Below are 17,588 nucleotides of genomic sequence, written 5' to 3'. Positions count from 1 at the left end.
GCTTGCCATGAGGGGGATGCGGGTAAATGGGTGGGAATGAAATTCGGGTGGGTAATCGCGGTGCTGATGGGAGCGATGATCGGGTCGCTGGCGGCGATCGAAGTTCCGGCGGTCGAGGAAAGCCAGGCGGGGGTGGCCAAGGAGGAGTCGATTGCGGTGAGCGATCTGCCGGGTGATGAGGAAATTCGCAGCCGGCTGCTGAAGATTTTTGGGGCTGTTGAAAGCCTGAAGGATTTGGAAGTGACGGTGGATTCCGGTGTGGTGGCTCTGGAAGGTGAGGTGACGGAGGCGAGGGATGTGAAGGATGCGGTGGCGCTCGCTGGGAAGACCGAAGGAGTGGTTTATGTGTTTGATCGGGTGGGGCGGGCGACCCAGGTGGAGAAGCGTCTGGCACCGGCGATCCGCAAAACGGCGGAGTTATGGGATGCGGCGGTGCGGAAGCTGCCGCTGTTCCTCATCGCGCTGGTGGTGATCGTACTATTCTGGGGCCTGGGGAAATGGCTGATCGGGCGCGATGGGCTGTTCAGCAAGCTGGGGATGAGTGAGCTGAGCTCGAGCATGGCCAAGCAGGTAATCCGGCTCGGCCTGCTGGCCATGGGGCTGGTGATTGCTTTGGAAATCCTCGATGCGACGGCTTTGGTCGGGGCTTTCCTCGGGGTGGCGGGAGTGATGGGGGTGGCCTTGGGTTTTGCTTTTCGCAATATCATCGAGAACTACCTCGCGGGGATCCTGCTGAGCATTCGAAATCCCTTTTCCGCAGGTGATGTGATCGAGGTGGAAGGCTTTACGGGAAAGGTGATCCGGCTGACCACGCGGGACACGGTGCTGATGACGCTCGAGGGCAACCACCTGAGGATTCCGAACCGGATCATCATCGGATCGACCTTGCTGAATTTCACCAGGAATCCCCTTCGGCGCTTTGACTTCGCGGTGGGCGTTTCCGTCGAGCAGGACCTGGTGGCGGTGCGTGAACTGGGGCTCGAAACGCTTGAGCTGATTGCCGCCATTCTGGATGACCCTGCGCCATGGGTGGTGGTGGAAGAGCTGGGTGACAGCACCGTGAATATGCGGTTTTTTGCATGGCTTGATCAAAACAAGTCGGACTATCTCAAGACCAAGAGCGAGGCGATCCGGCTGATTAAGGAGAAGTTTGACGAGGTCGGTATCGAGATGCCGGAGCCGATCTATCGGGTTCATCTAACCAATCGGACGCCCGTTGTCAGTGATTCCGAGGGGGGTAAACCGCAGGGCCCGAAGCGGAAGAGCGAGGTCGCGCTGGATACTTCCGTGGATCGCACGATCGATGAGCAGATCGAGCGAGTGGAAAATACGCAAGACGAGCCGGATTTGCTGGAAGAGCCTGCGGAAAAACCGAGTTAGCCCGGGCGCAGGCTGCGGTCTCTCCGGCGCGAACTGACATGCCGCAGCTTGTCGCTTGTGTCTTGGGGAATGCACGCTGAGCTTGGCGCCATGTTCAAACGCGCTCTTCCCCTGCTGCTAATCGCCGGCGGCTCACTGAATCTGGTGGCTCAAGGTCTCAACGAGGCGCTCGATGAGCGCAAAACAGACTTTCTCGAGCGTGCCCCTGCGAAGCTCATTGAAAGCCAGAGCGAAGCCCTGCGCGAGTTGGAGGACTCGGGGATTTATGAAAAGGTCCTCAAGGTCGGTGACAAGGCTCCGGATTTCACCTTGGGAAATCAGGATGGAGTCGAGCGGAGTTTGTCCAAATTGTTAGAGAAGGGACCGCTGGTGCTGACCTGGTATCGCGGGGCGTGGTGTCCCTACTGCAGTATCACACTGTCGGCGATGGCGGAGCGGCTGGGTGACTTCGAAGAACTCGGAGCGACCCTGGTGGCGCTGACACCTGAGCTGCCGGAAGTGACGCAGGCGACCAGAACGGAGAAGGATCTGGGATTTCAAGTGCTCACGGATTTGAATCATCGAGTGGCCGAGAAGTTTGGCCTGGTTTTCCCGCTCAATGCCGAGACGGCGGCGCGCTATGAAGAGAACTTCAAGCTGGTGGAGCGGAGTGGCGAGGAGGCGGCCGATCGCTTGCCACTGCCGGCGACCTATGTGATCTCTCAGGATGGGGTGATCCGCTATGTTTTTGCTGATGCGGACTACCGTCGTCGCGCGGAGCCTTCGCGGATCGTCGATTCCCTGCGGGCGCTGAAGGACGGGCCGACGGGAATCCACCTGGTGCAGCAATTTTGGGAAAACACGTGGAATCCTCCATATGATTTGGAATTGATCGATCGCTTGATGACGGAGGACTTTGTGATCACTTCGGCTGGCTCCGATGTGAAAGGGCGAGCGGAATTTAAGGAATGGGTCCGGAAGTTTCAGCAGAAAGCGCAGGGCCTGAGGCTGGAAAATCGTGAGATTTTCGCGAGCGCCGAGGGAGACCGGGTGGTCAGCCGCTGGATCGCACGGGCAAGAAATGGCGGGGTGCTGGGGACCGAGGCGGACGGTGAGCCCATCGAGTTTACCGGCATCGCCATCTGGGAAGTTCGGGATGGGAAGTTGGCCCACAACTGGGTGGAACGCTCGGCTTTGGAAATGTTCCAGCGGATTCAGGCTGGGGAGTGATGGGGGCCACAAGGAGCGGGGAGTTGCAATTCCCGAGAGTCGATGGGCTCGGTCGAGAGATTCGGCTTCTTCGAGGGTTGTTCGCCGGGGTTGTCCGGTAGCTGCAAGCAACCGCTCCTTGGAGAGGTCGCTTCTTGCCGCGTGGGGGGCGGGCCGCGTAGTCTTTCGGCGTGGCCGGGAAATCACAGTTTTATGCGATCGTCGGAAGCGATGAGGGGCGCGTGAAGGAGGAAGCTCTGCGCCTGCACCGCGAGCTGACGGGGGGAAACGACGACGGTTTTACCCACGAGACGATCGATGGGACGGCGGATAATTCTGAGGGGGCGTTTCAGATTTGCCGGAATGTGGTGGAAGCGCTGAATACATTGCCGTTCTTCGGCGGAGAAAAGGTGGTGTGGCTGAAGTCGGCGACCTTTTTGATCGATGATGTGACGGGGCGATCGGAGCGGACTTTGAGCGGGGTGGAATCGTTGAAGGATTGTCTGGCGGCGGGTCTCGGGCCCGGGGTGGTGTTTCTGCTCAGTGCGACGGGGATCGATAAGCGCCGGGCCTTCTGGAAGTTTCTTCAGAAGAACGCCGAGGTGAAGAGCTATGACAAGATCGACACAACGCGTGATGGCTGGGAGGAAGAGGTGGCGCTGCTGGTGCAGGGGCGAGCCAGGGATCTGGGTTTGAAGTTCGAGCCCGAGGCGATGGAGCTATTCGTGATGCTGGCGGGTGAGGCGACTCGGCAGATCGGGAGCGAACTGGAGAAGCTCGACCTCTATCTGGGCACGGAGCGCCGGACGGTGGAGCTCGATGATGTCCGACGGATGGTGCCAATGAGCCGGGCCGGGGTGATTTTTGAGGTGGGCCGTGCTTTGCAAAATGGCGACGCGGCGAGGGCGATCGAGCTGATCGACCAGCAGCTCCAGCAGGGCGAAAGCGCGATCGCGGTGATGCGCGCTTCGGTGATCCCGACGGTGCGCAATCTCTTCATGGCAAAGGTGGTTTCCGAGACCGGAGTGTCGACGCGAAACTACAAGGCCTTCGCCGCTGAACTGGATCGCCTGCCGGAAATTCAACGGGCCTGGCTGCCGCAGAAGAAGGCGGGTGGGGTGAATGCCTATCCGCTTTTCTTGTCGATGAGTGCGGCGGCGGCTTTCGAAATGAGGGGCTTGCGAAAGGTCATGGAGTCCGCGCTTCGAGCCGATCAGGCGCTGGTGACCACGGGGCTGGACCACCGCCTGGTGCTGCATCGCTTGATTGCGGAGGTGACGGCGGCGAGGAAGAAGCGGAAAGTGGCGTCGCGGTAGGGGGACGTCCTCGTAGCGCAACGCGAGAGATGTTTTCTGCCATCGATTCTCTAACAGGTGATCAAGGGGAGGCGCTGCTGGGGTCTGCAGTAATGCTTTCGACTCTTTTGTGGCGGAGGTGTCCACCCATGCGCGACGCGGGCGTCGCACCTCCATACGAAAAAACCCAGGGTTGCGGAACCCTAGGTTAGTGTTGGAATTTCGTTGAGATCTGAAGACGCCGAACGTCAGGCGGCGGCTTGCAAAGCCGCTTTTCCCGTGGGGTTACTTCTTCGCTTCGTTGAGCTTTTCGAGGACCTTGGCGGTGATTTCGTCGAACATTTCCTGGTTGTCCTTGAGGGCAATCTTGGCGGCGTCGCGGCCTTGGGCGAGCTGCTCGCCGTTATAGGCAAACCATGATCCGCGCTTCTGGACGAGGTCGAATTCGAGGGCCATGTCGAGCAGCGAACCGGTCGACGAAATGCCTTCGTTATACATGATGTCGAACTCACAGGTGGTGAAGGGAGGCGCGACTTTGTTTTTGACGACTTTGATCTTGGTGCGGTTGCCCTGGACGGTGCCGTCGGTGGCTTTGATCTGGCCGATGCGGCGGATGTCGACGCGGACGGAGGAGAAGAACTTCAGGGCGCGGCCACCAGGAGTGGTTTCGGGGTTGCCGAACATGACGCCGATCTTTTCGCGGATCTGGTTGGTAAAGATGCAAACCGTGCTGGCCTTGGAAATGAGGGCGGTGAGTTTGCGCATCGCGGCACTCATGAGGCGGGCCTGGGCCCCCACGGTGGAGTCGCCAATTTCGCCAGCGAGTTCCTGCTTGGTGACGAGGGCGGCAACGGAGTCGAGGACGACGACGTCGAGGGCGTTTGAGCGGACGAGGGCTTCGCAGATTTGCAGGGCTTCTTCACCGGAGCTCGGTTGGGAGATGAGCAGGTCGTCGAGATTGACGCCGAGCTTGCGGGCATACTGGGGATCCAGCGCGTGCTCGACGTCGATGAAGGCGGCGAGACCACCACGCTTCTGGGCTTGGGCGATGGCAGTGAGGGTAAGGGTCGTCTTACCGGAGGATTCCGGGCCGAAGATTTCGATAATGCGGCCGCGCGGGAAGCCGCCGACGCCGAGGGCGCGGTCGATGACGAGGTTGCCGGTGGGGATGACGTCGATGTCGACGACGTTTTCATCGCCCATGCGCATGATGGCGGTTTCGCCGAACTCCTTCTGAATCTGGGAGATTGCGAGGTCGAGGTTGCGCTTGCGTGCGTCGGCGATTTTGTCGGAAGAATCTGCGGTCTTGGCCATGGCAAAGGATGTCGCAGATCGGCGATGCTTGGTCAAATTGAAAATGCTGTTCGGAAGAACAAAAATGAGACTTTTCGAGGAGTGGGGGTGGGACATGGGAAATTGTCCCAGGTCCTGCCATGGAAGGGTTTCAGCGTATTTTGTGACGTCTTCGAGAGGGCGGATTGCATCCTGAGTGGGGTGCTTCGGAGCGGTTCGAAGGGGGCTCGATCGAAACGAAAAAGCGCCGCAGGAGCAGGTCCGGCGGCGCTTGGAGAATGGATTGGGGGATCGGCTTATTCGCCGTCCTTCTTTTCTTCGGTCTTCGGAGCTTTGCTTTCCGCTTGGCTTTTGGAGATGTGCTCCTTGAAGCTATCGACGCGGGCGCCAAGCTTGCTATCAGGTGCGATGGCTTTGGCGGCATCGAGGGTGGTAAGTGCCTCGTCGAATTGCTTTTTCTCGGCGAGGATCATGGCCTTGATGAAAGTGATCTGCTGTTTCTCCGGATCGCCGAATTCATCCTCGGCAAGGGTCTCATTGACGAGTTTCAGAGCGGCGTCGCGATCGCCGTTCTGGCCGTATTTGTTGAGTTCGGTTTCGAATTGGGCGAATTTTTCCTTCAGTTCGATCTTTTTGACGAATCCGGTCTCGTCGTCGGGATCCGCGGCTTTGATTTCCTCGATGGTGTCGCTGTAGGAGGAGGCAAGGGTGGCATCGGCAAGCTTCATGGAGCCGAGAGCAGCAACGAGCGCCTTGGCTTTTTCAACTCCTTCTGCCTTGGAGGCCGCATCAAACGCTTCGTCGCGAGCTACTTTGGATTCCTGGAGTTCGTTGAGGTGGGCGACGTATTTTTCCGGTCCGCCGGGTTGATAGCCGGTCTTGGCGTAGGGCTTTCCTTGGGGGTCGGCGAGGAGAATGGTGGGGAAGCCTTTGGGCTGGTAAACTTCCTTCAGCTTGGCGTTTTGCTTCAGAGTCTCCTCGGTGAGCTTCGACTTGTCCTTGGGAAAGTCGAGTTCGACGAGGACGTATTTGTCTTCCACGCCCTCTTTGAACACGTCGTGGCTGAAGACTTCTTTGTTGAGCTTGATGCACCAGCCACACCAGTCCGAGCCGGTGAAGTCGATGAGGAGATCCTTGTTTTCGGCAGCGGCTTGTTTCTTCGCCGCTTCGAAATCGTCGGTCCAGCCTTCGCCGCCAGCGAGGGCGGTGCCAAGACTGAGGGTGGCCGCGCATGCGGCGAGCAGTAATGTTTTCATGAAGGGGAAACCCTCGGATGGCTCTGGGGGAAGTCGAGGAAAAAGGAGGCAGAATCAGGATCAGGAACGCCGCAAACGGCTCAATTCCATGGGTCTGAGGCGTTTATCGATATGGCCTGGATTCAAGGCCGATGGCGGGGGATTCCCCCTTCTCGGCGGCATCCGATGATTTGCGCGACCTCGTTCCCTACTCTCTGAATAATCCGCGTGCGGAGAGGTGGACGAGCCAAGGGTCGAAGTGGAGGTCTGGGGCCTGCTCTTTGGCAAAGGTGGCGAGTTCCTCGCGATTGCGGCTGCCGTCGAGGGCTTTGACGATGGCCTGATGGCCGACGGGAAAGTGGCAGCTTTGATGAAAGGCGTCGACAAGCGGAAGCTCGGCACCTGCGAAGGCCCGATTGAGCGGGGAAAGCTGCGGACGCTCGGGCGGGACGGGCTCGATCAGGGTTTCGTCGGCGCGGAGCTCAACCCAGCCGAGCCGTGCCGCTTGGTAAAGCCAGCTGGCGATGGCCTTGGCGGCTTGCGCGGGATCCCAGCGGTTGCCGAGCCGTTTGGCGCACTCTTCCATGATTGTGCGGACGCTGCGGGCCGAGGGAGAAGCGGCGGTGAGAGAGGCGTGGAAGATTTCGACGAGCTCGCCGGTGATGGCTTCGCGGGGAAGCGAGGGCTCGAGGAGGCGGGCGGAGAAATGCAGAGTGACGGCCGCAGTGGTGGCGAGATCCATCTCGCAATCGGCGTGACAGAAGAGCGAGCAGCGATGGGTGCGCCCGGAGAGGAGGTCGAGGGTCTGCTGGAGGAGCACAGGGTCACCGGCAATCGGCTGCAGGTGCGTGAGCGTTTCGGGGGCGAGCTTCGGGGGAAGATTTTCCGGAAGGGAGGACTCGCTGAGGTAACGCAAATGCTTCTGACCTGCCCAGTGGATGACCTGGCTGAAATGGAGCGGGTCATTGATGGGTGCCAGCTCATCGAAGCGGAGGATCTCGGAGCCTTTGCGGCGCATGTCTTCAAAGATCGCCGCAAGATCGCGTGCATGGGCGGAAGGGCTGATCGAGGCGGTGGTCGCGAGTTTTTCTAACAATGCCTCGAGCTTGCCCCCCTCCGGAGTGAGCCTCGGAAGTGCTTTGACCATCGCCGCAGCTTCCTGGCGCAGCGACCAGCCGGGCAGGGTGTTGTAGCTGAGGCAGGCGACGCCATCGGGGGCCAGCGTGTTGGAAACCAGCTCGAGAAGCGCTTCCTTTGCCGGATCCGTGATCCAGGAGAGCATGCCGTGAGCGATGATGTAGTCGAATTTTTCCTCGCCTGGCTGCCAGTCGCAGAGGTCGGCATGCTCGAAGCGGATATTTTCCAGACCGGTCTCCCTGGCGATGCGCGTGGCGGTCCGGATGGCCGTGTCGGAAAAATCGATGCCGACGAACTGACTCTCGGGATAGGCGGCGGCGAGCGGCAGCAGGTGGTGGCCTGAGGCGCAGCCGATTTCGAGGACTCGGCAGCTTTCCGGCAGGGCCGGGGAGACGACTCCGGCGCAGCGGGCTGAGGCGCAGAGCACCGCGGGATGCGCCTCGGCGTGGCTCAGTGCGGGATAGCGGTGCTCGGAATAAAGCTCGCGAACGGGGTCGGACATGAAGGAAGGAAATCAGGCTGAGAGAGGCTGCCAATGGGAAATGCGGGCATGCGTGTGGAGTTTCTTTGAAATTCCGGGCATTGACACCCGGGCAGGAGCGGCGTAGTGAATCGGCCCCACGCGACGAGCGTTACGGCGGAGTAGCCAAGTGGTAAGGCATCGGTTTGCAAAACCGACATTCGCGGGTTCGATTCCCGCCTCCGCCTCCATCCTGATTTTCAGTCAGTTGTGAGCTTTGGAACGGGGGTTGACTGAAAGTGGCGAGCGTGCGCTTCTTTGCGATCCGCTTCTTTCTCGCTGCTCTTGGCGGGTGCTTGACGCACAACGGAGCTGATGGGCTCAAGTTTTCTTAAATGGTTCGCCATGACCGCTCGGGATCGGGATGAGGAAATTCCGCAGGCGGGGGTGGCTTTCCTTTGTCGACTACGGATCGCCATGAAGGCCATGATCGAGATGAACTTGTGTTAATCTAACAAGATCAGAAGTTGTGCTTTCTGCTCACTGAAAAATTTGATCTCAAAGGATGGTTTGGCATGCCTTGATGGGTGAACTCGTCAGACCGCTGTCGGCGGTTTTTGGCTCGCTCAGGTCGTCGGCGATGGGGGTGGCAAAACCCCGAATTCACGGTCGACTCGGAGGGGGCTGGGAGAGAACTTTTTTCAAAAAATCTCCCACGGATCAAAGCCGGATTCGGGGGTGTTTCGGGGGTGTTTTTGGGGTAGTCGGCGGACGGATTTTTGACCAAAATCGACTCGTTTTTCAGTCTCGAGAGCGCTGTCGTGGTGAAATAAATTTCGGGTTTTTGATCAGGTTTCTTGACATTCGTCGCTCATTCAAGGAATTCCCGGCATGGCTAAAAAGCAAGCTGCAATCAAAGACCGTTTCTCAAAGACCCAAATCCTCGACCAGATCGCTGAGGAAACCGAACTCAGCCGCAAGCAAGTGTCGGCTGTGCTCGAAAGCCTCAGCGGTGTTATCGAAGGTCACGTGAAGAAGAATGCATGTGGTGAATTCGTTCTCCCAGGTCTTCTCAAGATCATCACCGTCCGCAAGCCCGCTGTGAAGGCTCGCAAGGGCATCAACCCTTTCACCAAGGAAGAAGTGATGTTCAAGGCAAAGCCTGCGACCACCGTCGTCAAGGTGCGCCCTCTCAAGAAGCTCAAGGACATGGCACTGTAAGTGACCGTCTTGTTGCTGTCTGAGAAGACGTAACAGATTATCGCGGCTCACGGGATTTCCCCGTGAGCCGCATTTTTTTGCGAACTGCAGAAAATTCTCTGAATGCTTTCCAGGAAATGTCAGTCTCTTCACTGATGAGAAGTGTTCACGGTCTAATCGGGATTGCCTTGATCTCCACGCTCACGGCAGGGGAGTTGGGGAAAGGGATGAAGTTGGAGTATGGAGAGAGGGGGCTGGCGAAGATGAAGTTAGGAGAGCAGAGGAAGGTGGGATCGGTCCGCCGAGTCATTTTCACGCCCTCATCACGGAGCGTCCCCTCCGAAGCGGAATGTCTGCGTCGGCTACGTGAGATCGGCATCAGGGTGGACCCCTTGCGGCCCGGCAGCAGCTACCGGGTGAAGCTCGGTGCCGAGCTGAGGGATCTCCGCTATCAAGGCAAGGGCGCTTGGGCGGTGCACTACCGCGGAACGAAGTTCGTCCTGACGGACCGGGCGCGGGCAGAACACGCGTCGGCGATTCGCAAGGGACGGGCGTCGACCTATCAGATGAGCTTTGTTGATGGGAATTGTCACTTGAAGAGCATGAAGGAGTGAGGGGGAGTCGCGGCCGTGGATTCCTCTGAGCCGCGCTTTTTGGGCTCGGCCGTGGATTTGGTCTCGTCAGCTCGGATGAAACAGGCGGCAATGGCCGGGTGAGCGAGGCGTTTCTGGAACTTGAACGGGTCAATGTGTGGCGGGGTGACGAGGCGCAGGTCGCGGCATTGTCGGAGGTGACGATGACGCTGAGGACGGGGGAGAGCGTCGCCGTGCTCGGTCCTAACGGATCAGGGAAAAGCACGCTGTTGAAGTTGCTGACGGGAGCTCTGAGGCCGGAGGTGCGGGATGCTTCGTCTTGTCGGCTCTTTGGGGAGGAACACTGGAGTATCGATGACCTGAGGCACCGGATCGGCGTGGTGATGCCGGAAGAGGTGGCGAGGTTCGACCCACTGGAGGAAGCGTTTGATGTGGTGCTGTCGGCTTTCCGAGGGGCCTACGGTCGGACGCGCGACATGCGTTTTTCCAAAAAGGAACGCGTTGCGGCTTCGCGAGCCGTGGACCGGATGGGCATCACGAGTCTGATCAGCCGGGAGTACGGTGCGCTGTCGTCGGGCGAGCGACGGCGCTTTCTGATCGCGCGGGCTCTGGCGCATGACCCGGAAGTGCTGGTGCTTGATGAACCATCGACCGCGCTGGATTTCGCGGCGGCGACGGAGCTCTCGATGACCCTGCGCGAGTTGATCGGAAGTGGTCACACGCTGGTGCTGGTCACCCATGACCCTGGTGAGATTCCGCCGGAGATCGGGCGGGTGGTGATGCTCAGGAATGGCAGTGTCCTGGCAGACGGGTCGCCGAGGAGGCTACTTCGCTCCGAGAGATTGAGCGAGCTCTATGGCTTGCCACTGAAAGCCAGGTGGTCTCGTGGCTGGTGTGAGGTGAGGGCGCGGGAGTGATTGGCAGCAGGATTGAAACGAAGCTGTGACCTTTCAGATGAGGGGTCATCGGCAAAAGTGACAGAAGCGTCACGGCGAGTCACTTCGTGAAGTGACGATTTCGGAGGTAAGGGCATCCCCTCACTGCGCCGTGTTGCTTCCCATTTCATCCACCCAGCTAGCCTCAGTCACTTCGTACTTCGCTTTCAAAAGGCGTAGGACGACGGTGGTGAAGGCACTTGTTAGATTGCTTGCCGTCATCGCGGTGAGTCCGGCAATGGTGCTGGGTCCTTGCTATGGTGAGGCAATGATTTCCTTGCCGACAGGGATCAGTGCCTCGATTTCAGATTCGCTTTTCCCGACGATCGGCGAGGCAGAGGCTGAGTCTCCATGGGGTTTTGCGGCGCAGAAGAAGGCGTGGCAGCCTCCGGGCAACCCCGCCAGGTCTCAGACGCTATTTGAAGCCTGGGAAGCGGGTTCGACGCAGCAGATACATGCGAGAACGACGCCAATGTTGCCGATCCCGGTCAAAACGGGAATCGCCAACGTCGCCGGAGAATCCATCGCCCTGCCACCTGACGATGGGGCATGGGCCCCCGCGGATGGGGTGGGGGCGCCGGCCGCTGCGGCGAGCGAGTTGCCTTTGCAGCAGGGGCCGATCAACCCGGTCCTCGCGGCTCAAACGGTCGGCGAGTGCACGGTGATGGGTGAAATTTCCGACAAGACCACGCTTGATCCGATCATTGGAGCCATCGTCACGATTGGCGGTACGGGACGCGAAGCGGAGACCGACAGACAAGGCCGCTTTCGCGTGGATGGATTGCCCAGTGGGGACTACCTCGTGGAGGTCCTGAAGCTGGGGTATTCAATGGGAAGTGCGCCGGCGAGTCCCCGGCCAGGTCGTCCCGCCGAGATCCGGATTGCCCTGACGGTGAAGCCGAGTGACTCCGGTGATGGTGAGTTTGTTTTGGCGGAAGAAGTCGTGGTCGGTGAATACAGCGAGACAGCGCAGGCGGACTTCGAAATGAGCATCGAGCTTGGCCAGAATCTGGTCTCGGGTCTCGACAAGAGTGAGTTCACGGCCTCGGGCATCAGCGATGCGGCGGGTGCGGTTTCCAAAATCGCCGGTGCCAACATTGTGGGCGGGCGCTACGCGGTGGTTCGCGGCCTCGGCGATCGCTACTCGAACACCCTCGTCAACGGTGCCTTGATCTCAAGCGCGGATCCCTCGAAGAAGGCGGTTCAGCTCGACCTCTTTCCGAGCGATCTTCTGCAGTCGATCAATATCTTCAAGACCTTCACTCCGAACCTTCCGGGTGAGTTCGCCGGGGGACTGGTCGCGATCGAGACCTTGTCATTTCCAGAAGAGCAGATTCTGGAATTCGAATACGGCATCGATTATAACAACAACCTCGACTCGGATGAATTCTGGGCGGTGCCGGGACGAGATCTTGGCATGTTCGGCAAGCCCGACGACGGATTGCCCGCAGGGATCACGCCGCTTGAGGCTGGCGGACTTGCACGGGGCTCGACATCTACCCGGCCTCCGACAGCTAGCAACGCCGCAGCGAATGCGGCAATCGAGGAGTGGAGTGCCCTGCATTCGAGCGCCGGGATGACTCCAACGCTTCGCTCACCGGAGCTTGGACAGGATCTCAACATTCTGTACGGTCAGACCTTTGACTTCGAAAACGGAATTGAGGTGGGCGTGGTGGCTTCTGGCGTTTGGAACGTGGGAGACGACGTGACGGAAAATGTGCAGGTGGGGCGGAGTTTCAGTCCCGGCCCGGACCAGATTGCCGGCACGGCCGACGACTCACTGTTGCGTTCGCAGACGGAGGATCGCTACGAGTCCTACGCCGGATACGGTCTGCTCGGTTCCGTGGGAGTGAGAATCAAGGACCGGCATGAAGTCAGTTATACGTTCTTCCAGAATCACCGCGGTGAGGACCACGTAACGCGTGGTAGCGACGTGGTCATCGTCGGTGAAGGACGCACCGGTCACATCGGAGCAGACGATACGGGATTTGGTGCCGGTGCTTACGTGACAGAGGCCTTCGATTCAATTGATCCGCTTCAGCGAACCCTCACGCTAAACCAGCTGACGGGATCGCATAAGATTGGTGACTTTGAAAATCCGATCGAGCTCGGGTGGGCGTTCTCACGGAGTGATGCTGATGAAATCCGGCCTCAGTCACGAACCCTCTTCTCGCAGGAGCTCGACTTCACTGATCCCAGAATCGAAACCGAGCTTAATGAGCCTTACGATCCATCGCTAGGCGTAGTGCGGACGGCTGGCGACGTTTATGGAAGCAACCCTCCGCTGGTGGTCAGCTACCGGGAGAACCTCGAGACCCACGAAGAGGCGGGAAACGAGCGCCTGGATCTGGTCTTCCCGATGTGGTCTAACAACTCCGGGGACTTTTTCGAACTCTCGGCAGGTGGTTCTCATTTCAACCGCTCGAGGCAGGTCAGAGGACGTCTGTTTACCTACCGGATTCCAAGCAATTTGAATGATCGTCTGATCGACGATGACTCGGGCGAGTTCGGTGTGGACTATCTGGACTCCTTCGATTCCCTGACTGATCCAAACGGTGACCCCAAGTTCGATGGTTGGTCGAATATTGGTCGTGCCGGGAACCTGATTCTGACGGAGGAAAGCACCAGCGGCCGGACGGTTCGGAACGTCGATGCTGAGACGGATTTGATGGCTTCCTATATCATGGGAACGGCAAAACTCGACCGCTGGGATTTCACCGGGGGTTTCCGCTACGAAGGGGAGAGCAGGGGGTACTCGGTGCTTCCGGGGCTCAACCCTGGCTTCGCGGTCGGAAGTCCACCGCCTGAGAAGAACAGCTACCTTCTGCCGGGCATCCTCATCAACCGGTCGTTTGGACAGGACGACGAATTCGGGGTGACTCTCGGATGGTCGAAGACGGTTGCTCGTCCGACTTTCTATGAATTCGCGCCGACGATTACCCAGGATCAGGCGACCGGAGACATCATTGAGGGAAATCCGGATCTCAAGGATACCCAGATTTACAACTATGATCTAACGGTCGGATGGCGGCCCACGCCGGGTACCTCGGTGGGGATCAGTTTGTTCCACAAGGACATGACGGATCCGATTGCACAGGCTTACAATCTGACCCGGAAGACCTGGGTAAACGGAGAAGAGGGAACACTTCAGGGGGTGGAGTTGGAGATCAGTAAGGACTTCCTGACCTGGTGGTCCCTGACGACAAACTTTACCTACATCGATTCGAGCTTGGTCTATCAGCAGGCCTTGGGTGGCGCTTCCCGAACCATTCATACCACCTTTGAAGGACAGCCGGAGCATATCTTCAACCTGAATCTCGGCTACGACAACGTGGAGACGGGGTGGGCGGTCAACCTGATCTACAACTTTACCGGCTCCTATCTCACAGGAGTTCCCCTGAGTGATATCGATCCACCCATCCGCAGGGAGTCCTTCGATCTCCTGGATCTGGTGGTCCGGAAGCGCTTCGATATCTGGAATGGTGTCGGAATCGTCAAATTAAAGTGCGGGAACCTTTTGGATTCTACAGATACTCAGGTTTTTGACGGAACCGATAAGATTTACGAGTCCTACAAGCCCGGCCGCAGCTACAGCATTTCGTTCAAATACGAATTTTAGGCCAAGGATCCCGACTTCATGCCGAAAGAATCTACCAAGAATACGAATATATGAAACAAACCAAGCAGATAATCGCGTTGCTCGCGACGATGGCATCCCCCGCAGTTATGGCGGCGGATGTTACGGTTACGGCGGACATCACTGCCGATACGACCTGGACAAGTGACAACGAGTATATCCTCGAAAGGGTGGTTTTTGTGAAGCCTGGTGCGACACTGACCATCGAGCCCGGAACGAAGATCTACGGTACTGAGAATTTGACCAATGGGACCTATGGATCCCTCGTCGTGACACGTGGTGCGACACTTGTTGCCGAAGGTACGAGGAAGCAGCCGATCGAGTTTACCGCTCTCGTCGAGCGCGACGGTTTCGACCACGACGACGATCCGGGAACTCCAAACGTGATGCCTGATCCAGCTCTTGGTGACGGTGGCTTCTGGGGTGGTGTGGTTCTGCTCGGATCTGCCCCGATCAACTACTACGCCGGTGGCGTGAACCTGAATGAGAACGACATCGAGGGATTCCCCGGCGGTGCGAGCTCGGACATCCTCTACGGTGGCAGCAACCCGAACGACAGCAGCGGTATCCTCAAGTATGTATCGATTCGTTTCGGTGGCTACGAATTTGCAGCAAACTCGGAGATCAACGGTCTGACCCTCGGTGGTGTCGGAGCCGGCACCGAGATTGAGTATGTCGAGGTGGTTTCGAACACGGACGACGGCGTCGAGATCTTCGGCGGCACGGTCAACACCAAGCACATCGCCGTGGCATTCTGTCAGGACGACAGCTTCGACCTCGACGAAGGCCATCAGGGTCATCACCAGTTCTGGTTTGCCCTTCAGAACGCTGACGACAGCCTGGGTGACAACCTTGGCGAATGGGACGGCGGCAATGGCAACATTAAGACCGGCACTCCCTACAACCTGATCAAGGTTTACAATGCGACACTCATCGGAAGCGGCACTGCCAGTGCTACCGACAACGATGGTATCGCCATGGAGAACAACTTCGCCGGCACCTTGGCGAACTCGGTGATCACCGATGTTCCCGACGAGGCGATCAAGGACAAGAGCGATGGTATCGGTTCACCGAAGCCAATCTTCCTTAACAATACCTGGGGTGCGATTGGAGACGCTTCCTTGCTTACATCGGTTGGAGCTGGATCTGCTGGGACACCTGACGGATCGAGCAACGACGGAGTCGGCGTGGACGTGAAGCTTCGCGGTATCAGCCGGGACGCGGATGGCGTACTTGACCCTCGCCCGGCCAGCGACAGCCCGCTTCTTGGTGCTTCGCTTGCCCCTTACCCCACCACGGCCCCTGCAGGCTTCTTCAGCAAGGTTGACTACCGTGGCGCTTTCGCCTCCAACGAAAACTGGTTGGATGAATGGTCCTATCTTTCCCGCGCGGGCTACATCACTCCATGTCCTGAGGTCGTGGTTGGTGCTGAGATTGCCGTAGATACCACTTGGACAAAGGACAACTGCTACATCCTTGATAAGGTGGTTTTCGTAAAGCCAGGCGCTACCCTGACAATCGAACCGGGAACAAAGATCTACGGTACCGAAAACCTGGAGAATGGCACCTACGGTTCCCTCGTGGTGACTCGCGGAGCCAAGCTCATCGCCGAGGGCACGGTCAACGAGCCGATCGAGTTCACGGCCCTTGTGGAACGTGACGGATTCGACGATGACGACGACGCATCGACTCCAAATGTGATGCCTGATCCAGCTCTTGGTGATGGTGGCTACTGGGGTGGTGTAGTTCTGCTCGGATCGGCCCCGATCAACTACTACGCCGGCGGCGTGAACCTGAATGAGAACGACATCGAGGGATTCCCCGGCGGTGCGAGTTCGGACATCCTCTACGGTGGTAGCAACCCGAACGACAGCAGCGGTATCCTCAAGTATGTATCGATTCGCTTCGGTGGCTACGAATTTGCAGCAAACTCGGAGATCAACGGTCTGACCCTCGGTGGTGTCGGTGCCGGCACCGAGATTGAGTATGTCGAGGTGGTTTCGAACACGGACGACGGCGTCGAGATCTTCGGCGGCACGGTCAACACCAAGCACATCGCCGTGGCATTCTGTCAGGACGACAGCTTCGACCTCGACGAAGGCCATCAGGGTCATCACCAGTTCTGGTTTGCTCTTCAGAACGAAGACGACAGCCTGGGTGACAACCTTGGCGAATGGGACGGTGGCAATGGCAACATTAAGACCGGCACTCCCTACAACCTGATCAAGGTTTACAATGCGACACTCATCGGAAGCGGCACTGCCAGTGCTACCGACAACGACGGTATCGCCATGGAGAACAACTTCGCCGGCACCTTGGCGAACTCGGTGATCACCGATGTTCCCGACGAGGCGATCAAGGACAAGAGCGATGGCGTGGGTGATCCCAAGCCGATTTTCCTCAACAATACCTGGGGAATCATCGGTGACCCGTCCCTCCAAGCCGTGATCGGCACGGGTGTGAATGGCGATTCCGATCCGGGAACGGCGGGCATCCAGCTCGACGGCATTCCGAATGGTTCGATCAATGGAAGCACTGGTGTTGATCCGATGCTGATCGGCATCAGCCGCAATCCTGATTGTGGCCTGGATCCTCGTCCTGAGATCGGCAGCCCGCTGCGCGGTGCTTCGCTCGCGGCCTTCCCTTCGTCGGCTCCGTCCGGATTCTTTGACACCGTCAACTTCCGGGGTGCCTTCGGTGACAAGAACTGGCTTAACGGTTGGTCCTACCTCTATCGCAAGAACTACCTCAGCGGTCTGCCTGACGGTGGAAGCGATTCCTCCGGTGGTTCCAATGGTTCCGGTGGCTCGTTGGTCGACAGCGATGGCGACGGCATCTCCGATGAAGTTGAGTCCGCCAACAGTGAGCTTGGCTTCAACCCGAATGTGAGCAACGGCACTCCCTCCACGGTCTTTGACGGTCTCTATACTGAGGCTGGCATTCTTGACCTCGTGACTGGCAGCCAGATCATGGTCCAGGGTGGTGGCGCCGGTCAGCCGGTGACACTGAGCCTGCCGCTGTTCCGCTCGGAGGACATGAGCTCCTTCACTCCGGCCCCAGCACTTGACGCGACCTTCAATGGTAGCGGCGAGGCTGAGTTCTACCGCATCGAAGTTTCGGGTGCTGAGTAAGCAAACCTGAATCCCCCCATTAATGACCGCCCGACTCGCAGGAGTCGGGCGGTTTCGTGTACGGAGAAATCGCCTAACTGACGAATTCGTCACACGGTGACCAT

At 58.6% G+C, this 17,588-nt stretch carries 11 protein-coding genes and 1 tRNA gene; 9 read left to right on the top strand and 3 right to left on the bottom strand.

Annotated features, from left to right (window positions below; genetic code table 11):
• Nucleotides 1–36 precede the first annotated feature (36 nt).
• The 3 genes from ACFQY0_RS19270 (at nt 37) to holA (ending at nt 3,884) form a co-directional block, all read left to right on the top strand.
• Nucleotides 37–1,380, top strand: coding sequence for a mechanosensitive ion channel domain-containing protein (locus ACFQY0_RS19270; protein WP_379715978.1), 1,344 nt, complete (start codon nt 37–39; stop codon nt 1,378–1,380).
• A gap of 90 nt (nt 1,381–1,470) precedes the next feature.
• Nucleotides 1,471–2,589, top strand: coding sequence for a redoxin domain-containing protein (locus tag ACFQY0_RS19265; protein WP_379715975.1), 1,119 nt, complete (start codon nt 1,471–1,473; stop codon nt 2,587–2,589).
• 170 nt (nt 2,590–2,759) lie between these two features.
• Nucleotides 2,760–3,884 (top strand): DNA polymerase III subunit delta, encoded by a 1,125-nt coding sequence (gene holA / locus ACFQY0_RS19260; RefSeq protein ID WP_379715972.1) that lies wholly within the window; start codon nt 2,760–2,762, stop codon nt 3,882–3,884.
• 264 nt (nt 3,885–4,148) lie between these two features.
• Here holA and recA read toward each other — a convergent pair whose 3' ends face one another.
• The 3 genes from recA to ACFQY0_RS19245 form a co-directional block, all read right to left on the bottom strand.
• Nucleotides 4,149–5,177, bottom strand: a complete 1,029-nt coding sequence (recA, locus tag ACFQY0_RS19255; protein ID WP_379715969.1) for a recombinase RecA — start codon at nt 5,175–5,177, stop codon at nt 4,149–4,151.
• Between the two features lie 275 nt (nt 5,178–5,452).
• Nucleotides 5,453–6,412 (bottom strand): thioredoxin family protein, encoded by a 960-nt coding sequence (locus ACFQY0_RS19250; protein ID WP_379715966.1) that lies wholly within the window; start codon nt 6,410–6,412, stop codon nt 5,453–5,455.
• Between the two features lie 187 nt (nt 6,413–6,599).
• Entirely contained in the window at nt 6,600–8,030 is a 1,431-nt protein-coding gene (locus tag ACFQY0_RS19245; protein ID WP_379715963.1) for a methyltransferase domain-containing protein, read from the bottom strand.
• A 134-nt stretch (nt 8,031–8,164) separates the two neighbouring features.
• Here ACFQY0_RS19245 and ACFQY0_RS19240 point away from each other — a divergent pair.
• The 6 genes from ACFQY0_RS19240 to ACFQY0_RS19215 all read left to right on the top strand — a co-directional run bounded on the left by ACFQY0_RS19240 (nt 8,165) and on the right by ACFQY0_RS19215 (nt 17,484).
• A tRNA-Cys gene (locus ACFQY0_RS19240) sits at nt 8,165–8,239 on the top strand.
• Nucleotides 8,240–8,879: 640 nt separating this feature from the next.
• Nucleotides 8,880–9,209 (top strand): HU family DNA-binding protein, encoded by a 330-nt coding sequence (locus tag ACFQY0_RS19235; protein WP_379715960.1) that lies wholly within the window; start codon nt 8,880–8,882, stop codon nt 9,207–9,209.
• Between the two features lie 116 nt (nt 9,210–9,325).
• Entirely contained in the window at nt 9,326–9,802 is a 477-nt protein-coding gene (locus ACFQY0_RS19230) for a hypothetical protein (protein ID WP_379715957.1), read from the top strand.
• Nucleotides 9,803–9,900: 98 nt separating this feature from the next.
• Nucleotides 9,901–10,698: an ABC transporter ATP-binding protein gene (locus tag ACFQY0_RS19225; RefSeq protein WP_379715954.1), complete on the top strand. Its 798-nt coding sequence runs from the start codon at nt 9,901–9,903 to the stop codon at nt 10,696–10,698.
• A gap of 130 nt (nt 10,699–10,828) precedes the next feature.
• The gene (locus ACFQY0_RS19220) at nt 10,829–14,335 is read left to right on the top strand and encodes a TonB-dependent receptor (protein WP_379715951.1); all 3,507 of its coding nucleotides are present in this window, start codon (nt 10,829–10,831) and stop codon (nt 14,333–14,335) included.
• 50 nt (nt 14,336–14,385) lie between these two features.
• A complete protein-coding gene (locus tag ACFQY0_RS19215; protein ID WP_379715949.1) occupies nt 14,386–17,484 on the top strand; it encodes a hypothetical protein in 3,099 nt (1,032 codons plus the stop codon).
• Nucleotides 17,485–17,588: the final 104 nt, after the last annotated feature.

The organism is Haloferula chungangensis, assembly GCF_042664875.1.
Taxonomy (GTDB): Bacteria; Verrucomicrobiota; Verrucomicrobiia; order Verrucomicrobiales; family Akkermansiaceae; genus Haloferula; species Haloferula chungangensis.
This window is presented reverse-complemented; position numbering and strand designations above follow the sequence as displayed.

Excerpts from the sequence above, each read along its gene's own strand:
- recA (WP_379715969.1), bottom strand. The coding sequence starts at position 5,177 with ATGGCCAAGACCGCAGATTCTTCCGACAAAATCGCCGACGCACGCAAG.
- ACFQY0_RS19235 (WP_379715960.1), top strand. The coding sequence starts at position 8,880 with ATGGCTAAAAAGCAAGCTGCAATCAAAGACCGTTTCTCAAAGACCCAA.
- ACFQY0_RS19250 (WP_379715966.1), bottom strand. The coding sequence starts at position 6,412 with ATGAAAACATTACTGCTCGCCGCATGCGCGGCCACCCTCAGTCTTGGC.
- ACFQY0_RS19265 (WP_379715975.1), top strand. The coding sequence starts at position 1,471 with ATGTTCAAACGCGCTCTTCCCCTGCTGCTAATCGCCGGCGGCTCACTG.
- ACFQY0_RS19245 (WP_379715963.1), bottom strand. The coding sequence starts at position 8,030 with ATGTCCGACCCCGTTCGCGAGCTTTATTCCGAGCACCGCTATCCCGCA.
- ACFQY0_RS19215 (WP_379715949.1), top strand. The coding sequence starts at position 14,386 with ATGAAACAAACCAAGCAGATAATCGCGTTGCTCGCGACGATGGCATCC.
- ACFQY0_RS19270 (WP_379715978.1), top strand. The coding sequence starts at position 37 with ATGAAATTCGGGTGGGTAATCGCGGTGCTGATGGGAGCGATGATCGGG.
- ACFQY0_RS19230 (WP_379715957.1), top strand. The coding sequence starts at position 9,326 with ATGTCAGTCTCTTCACTGATGAGAAGTGTTCACGGTCTAATCGGGATT.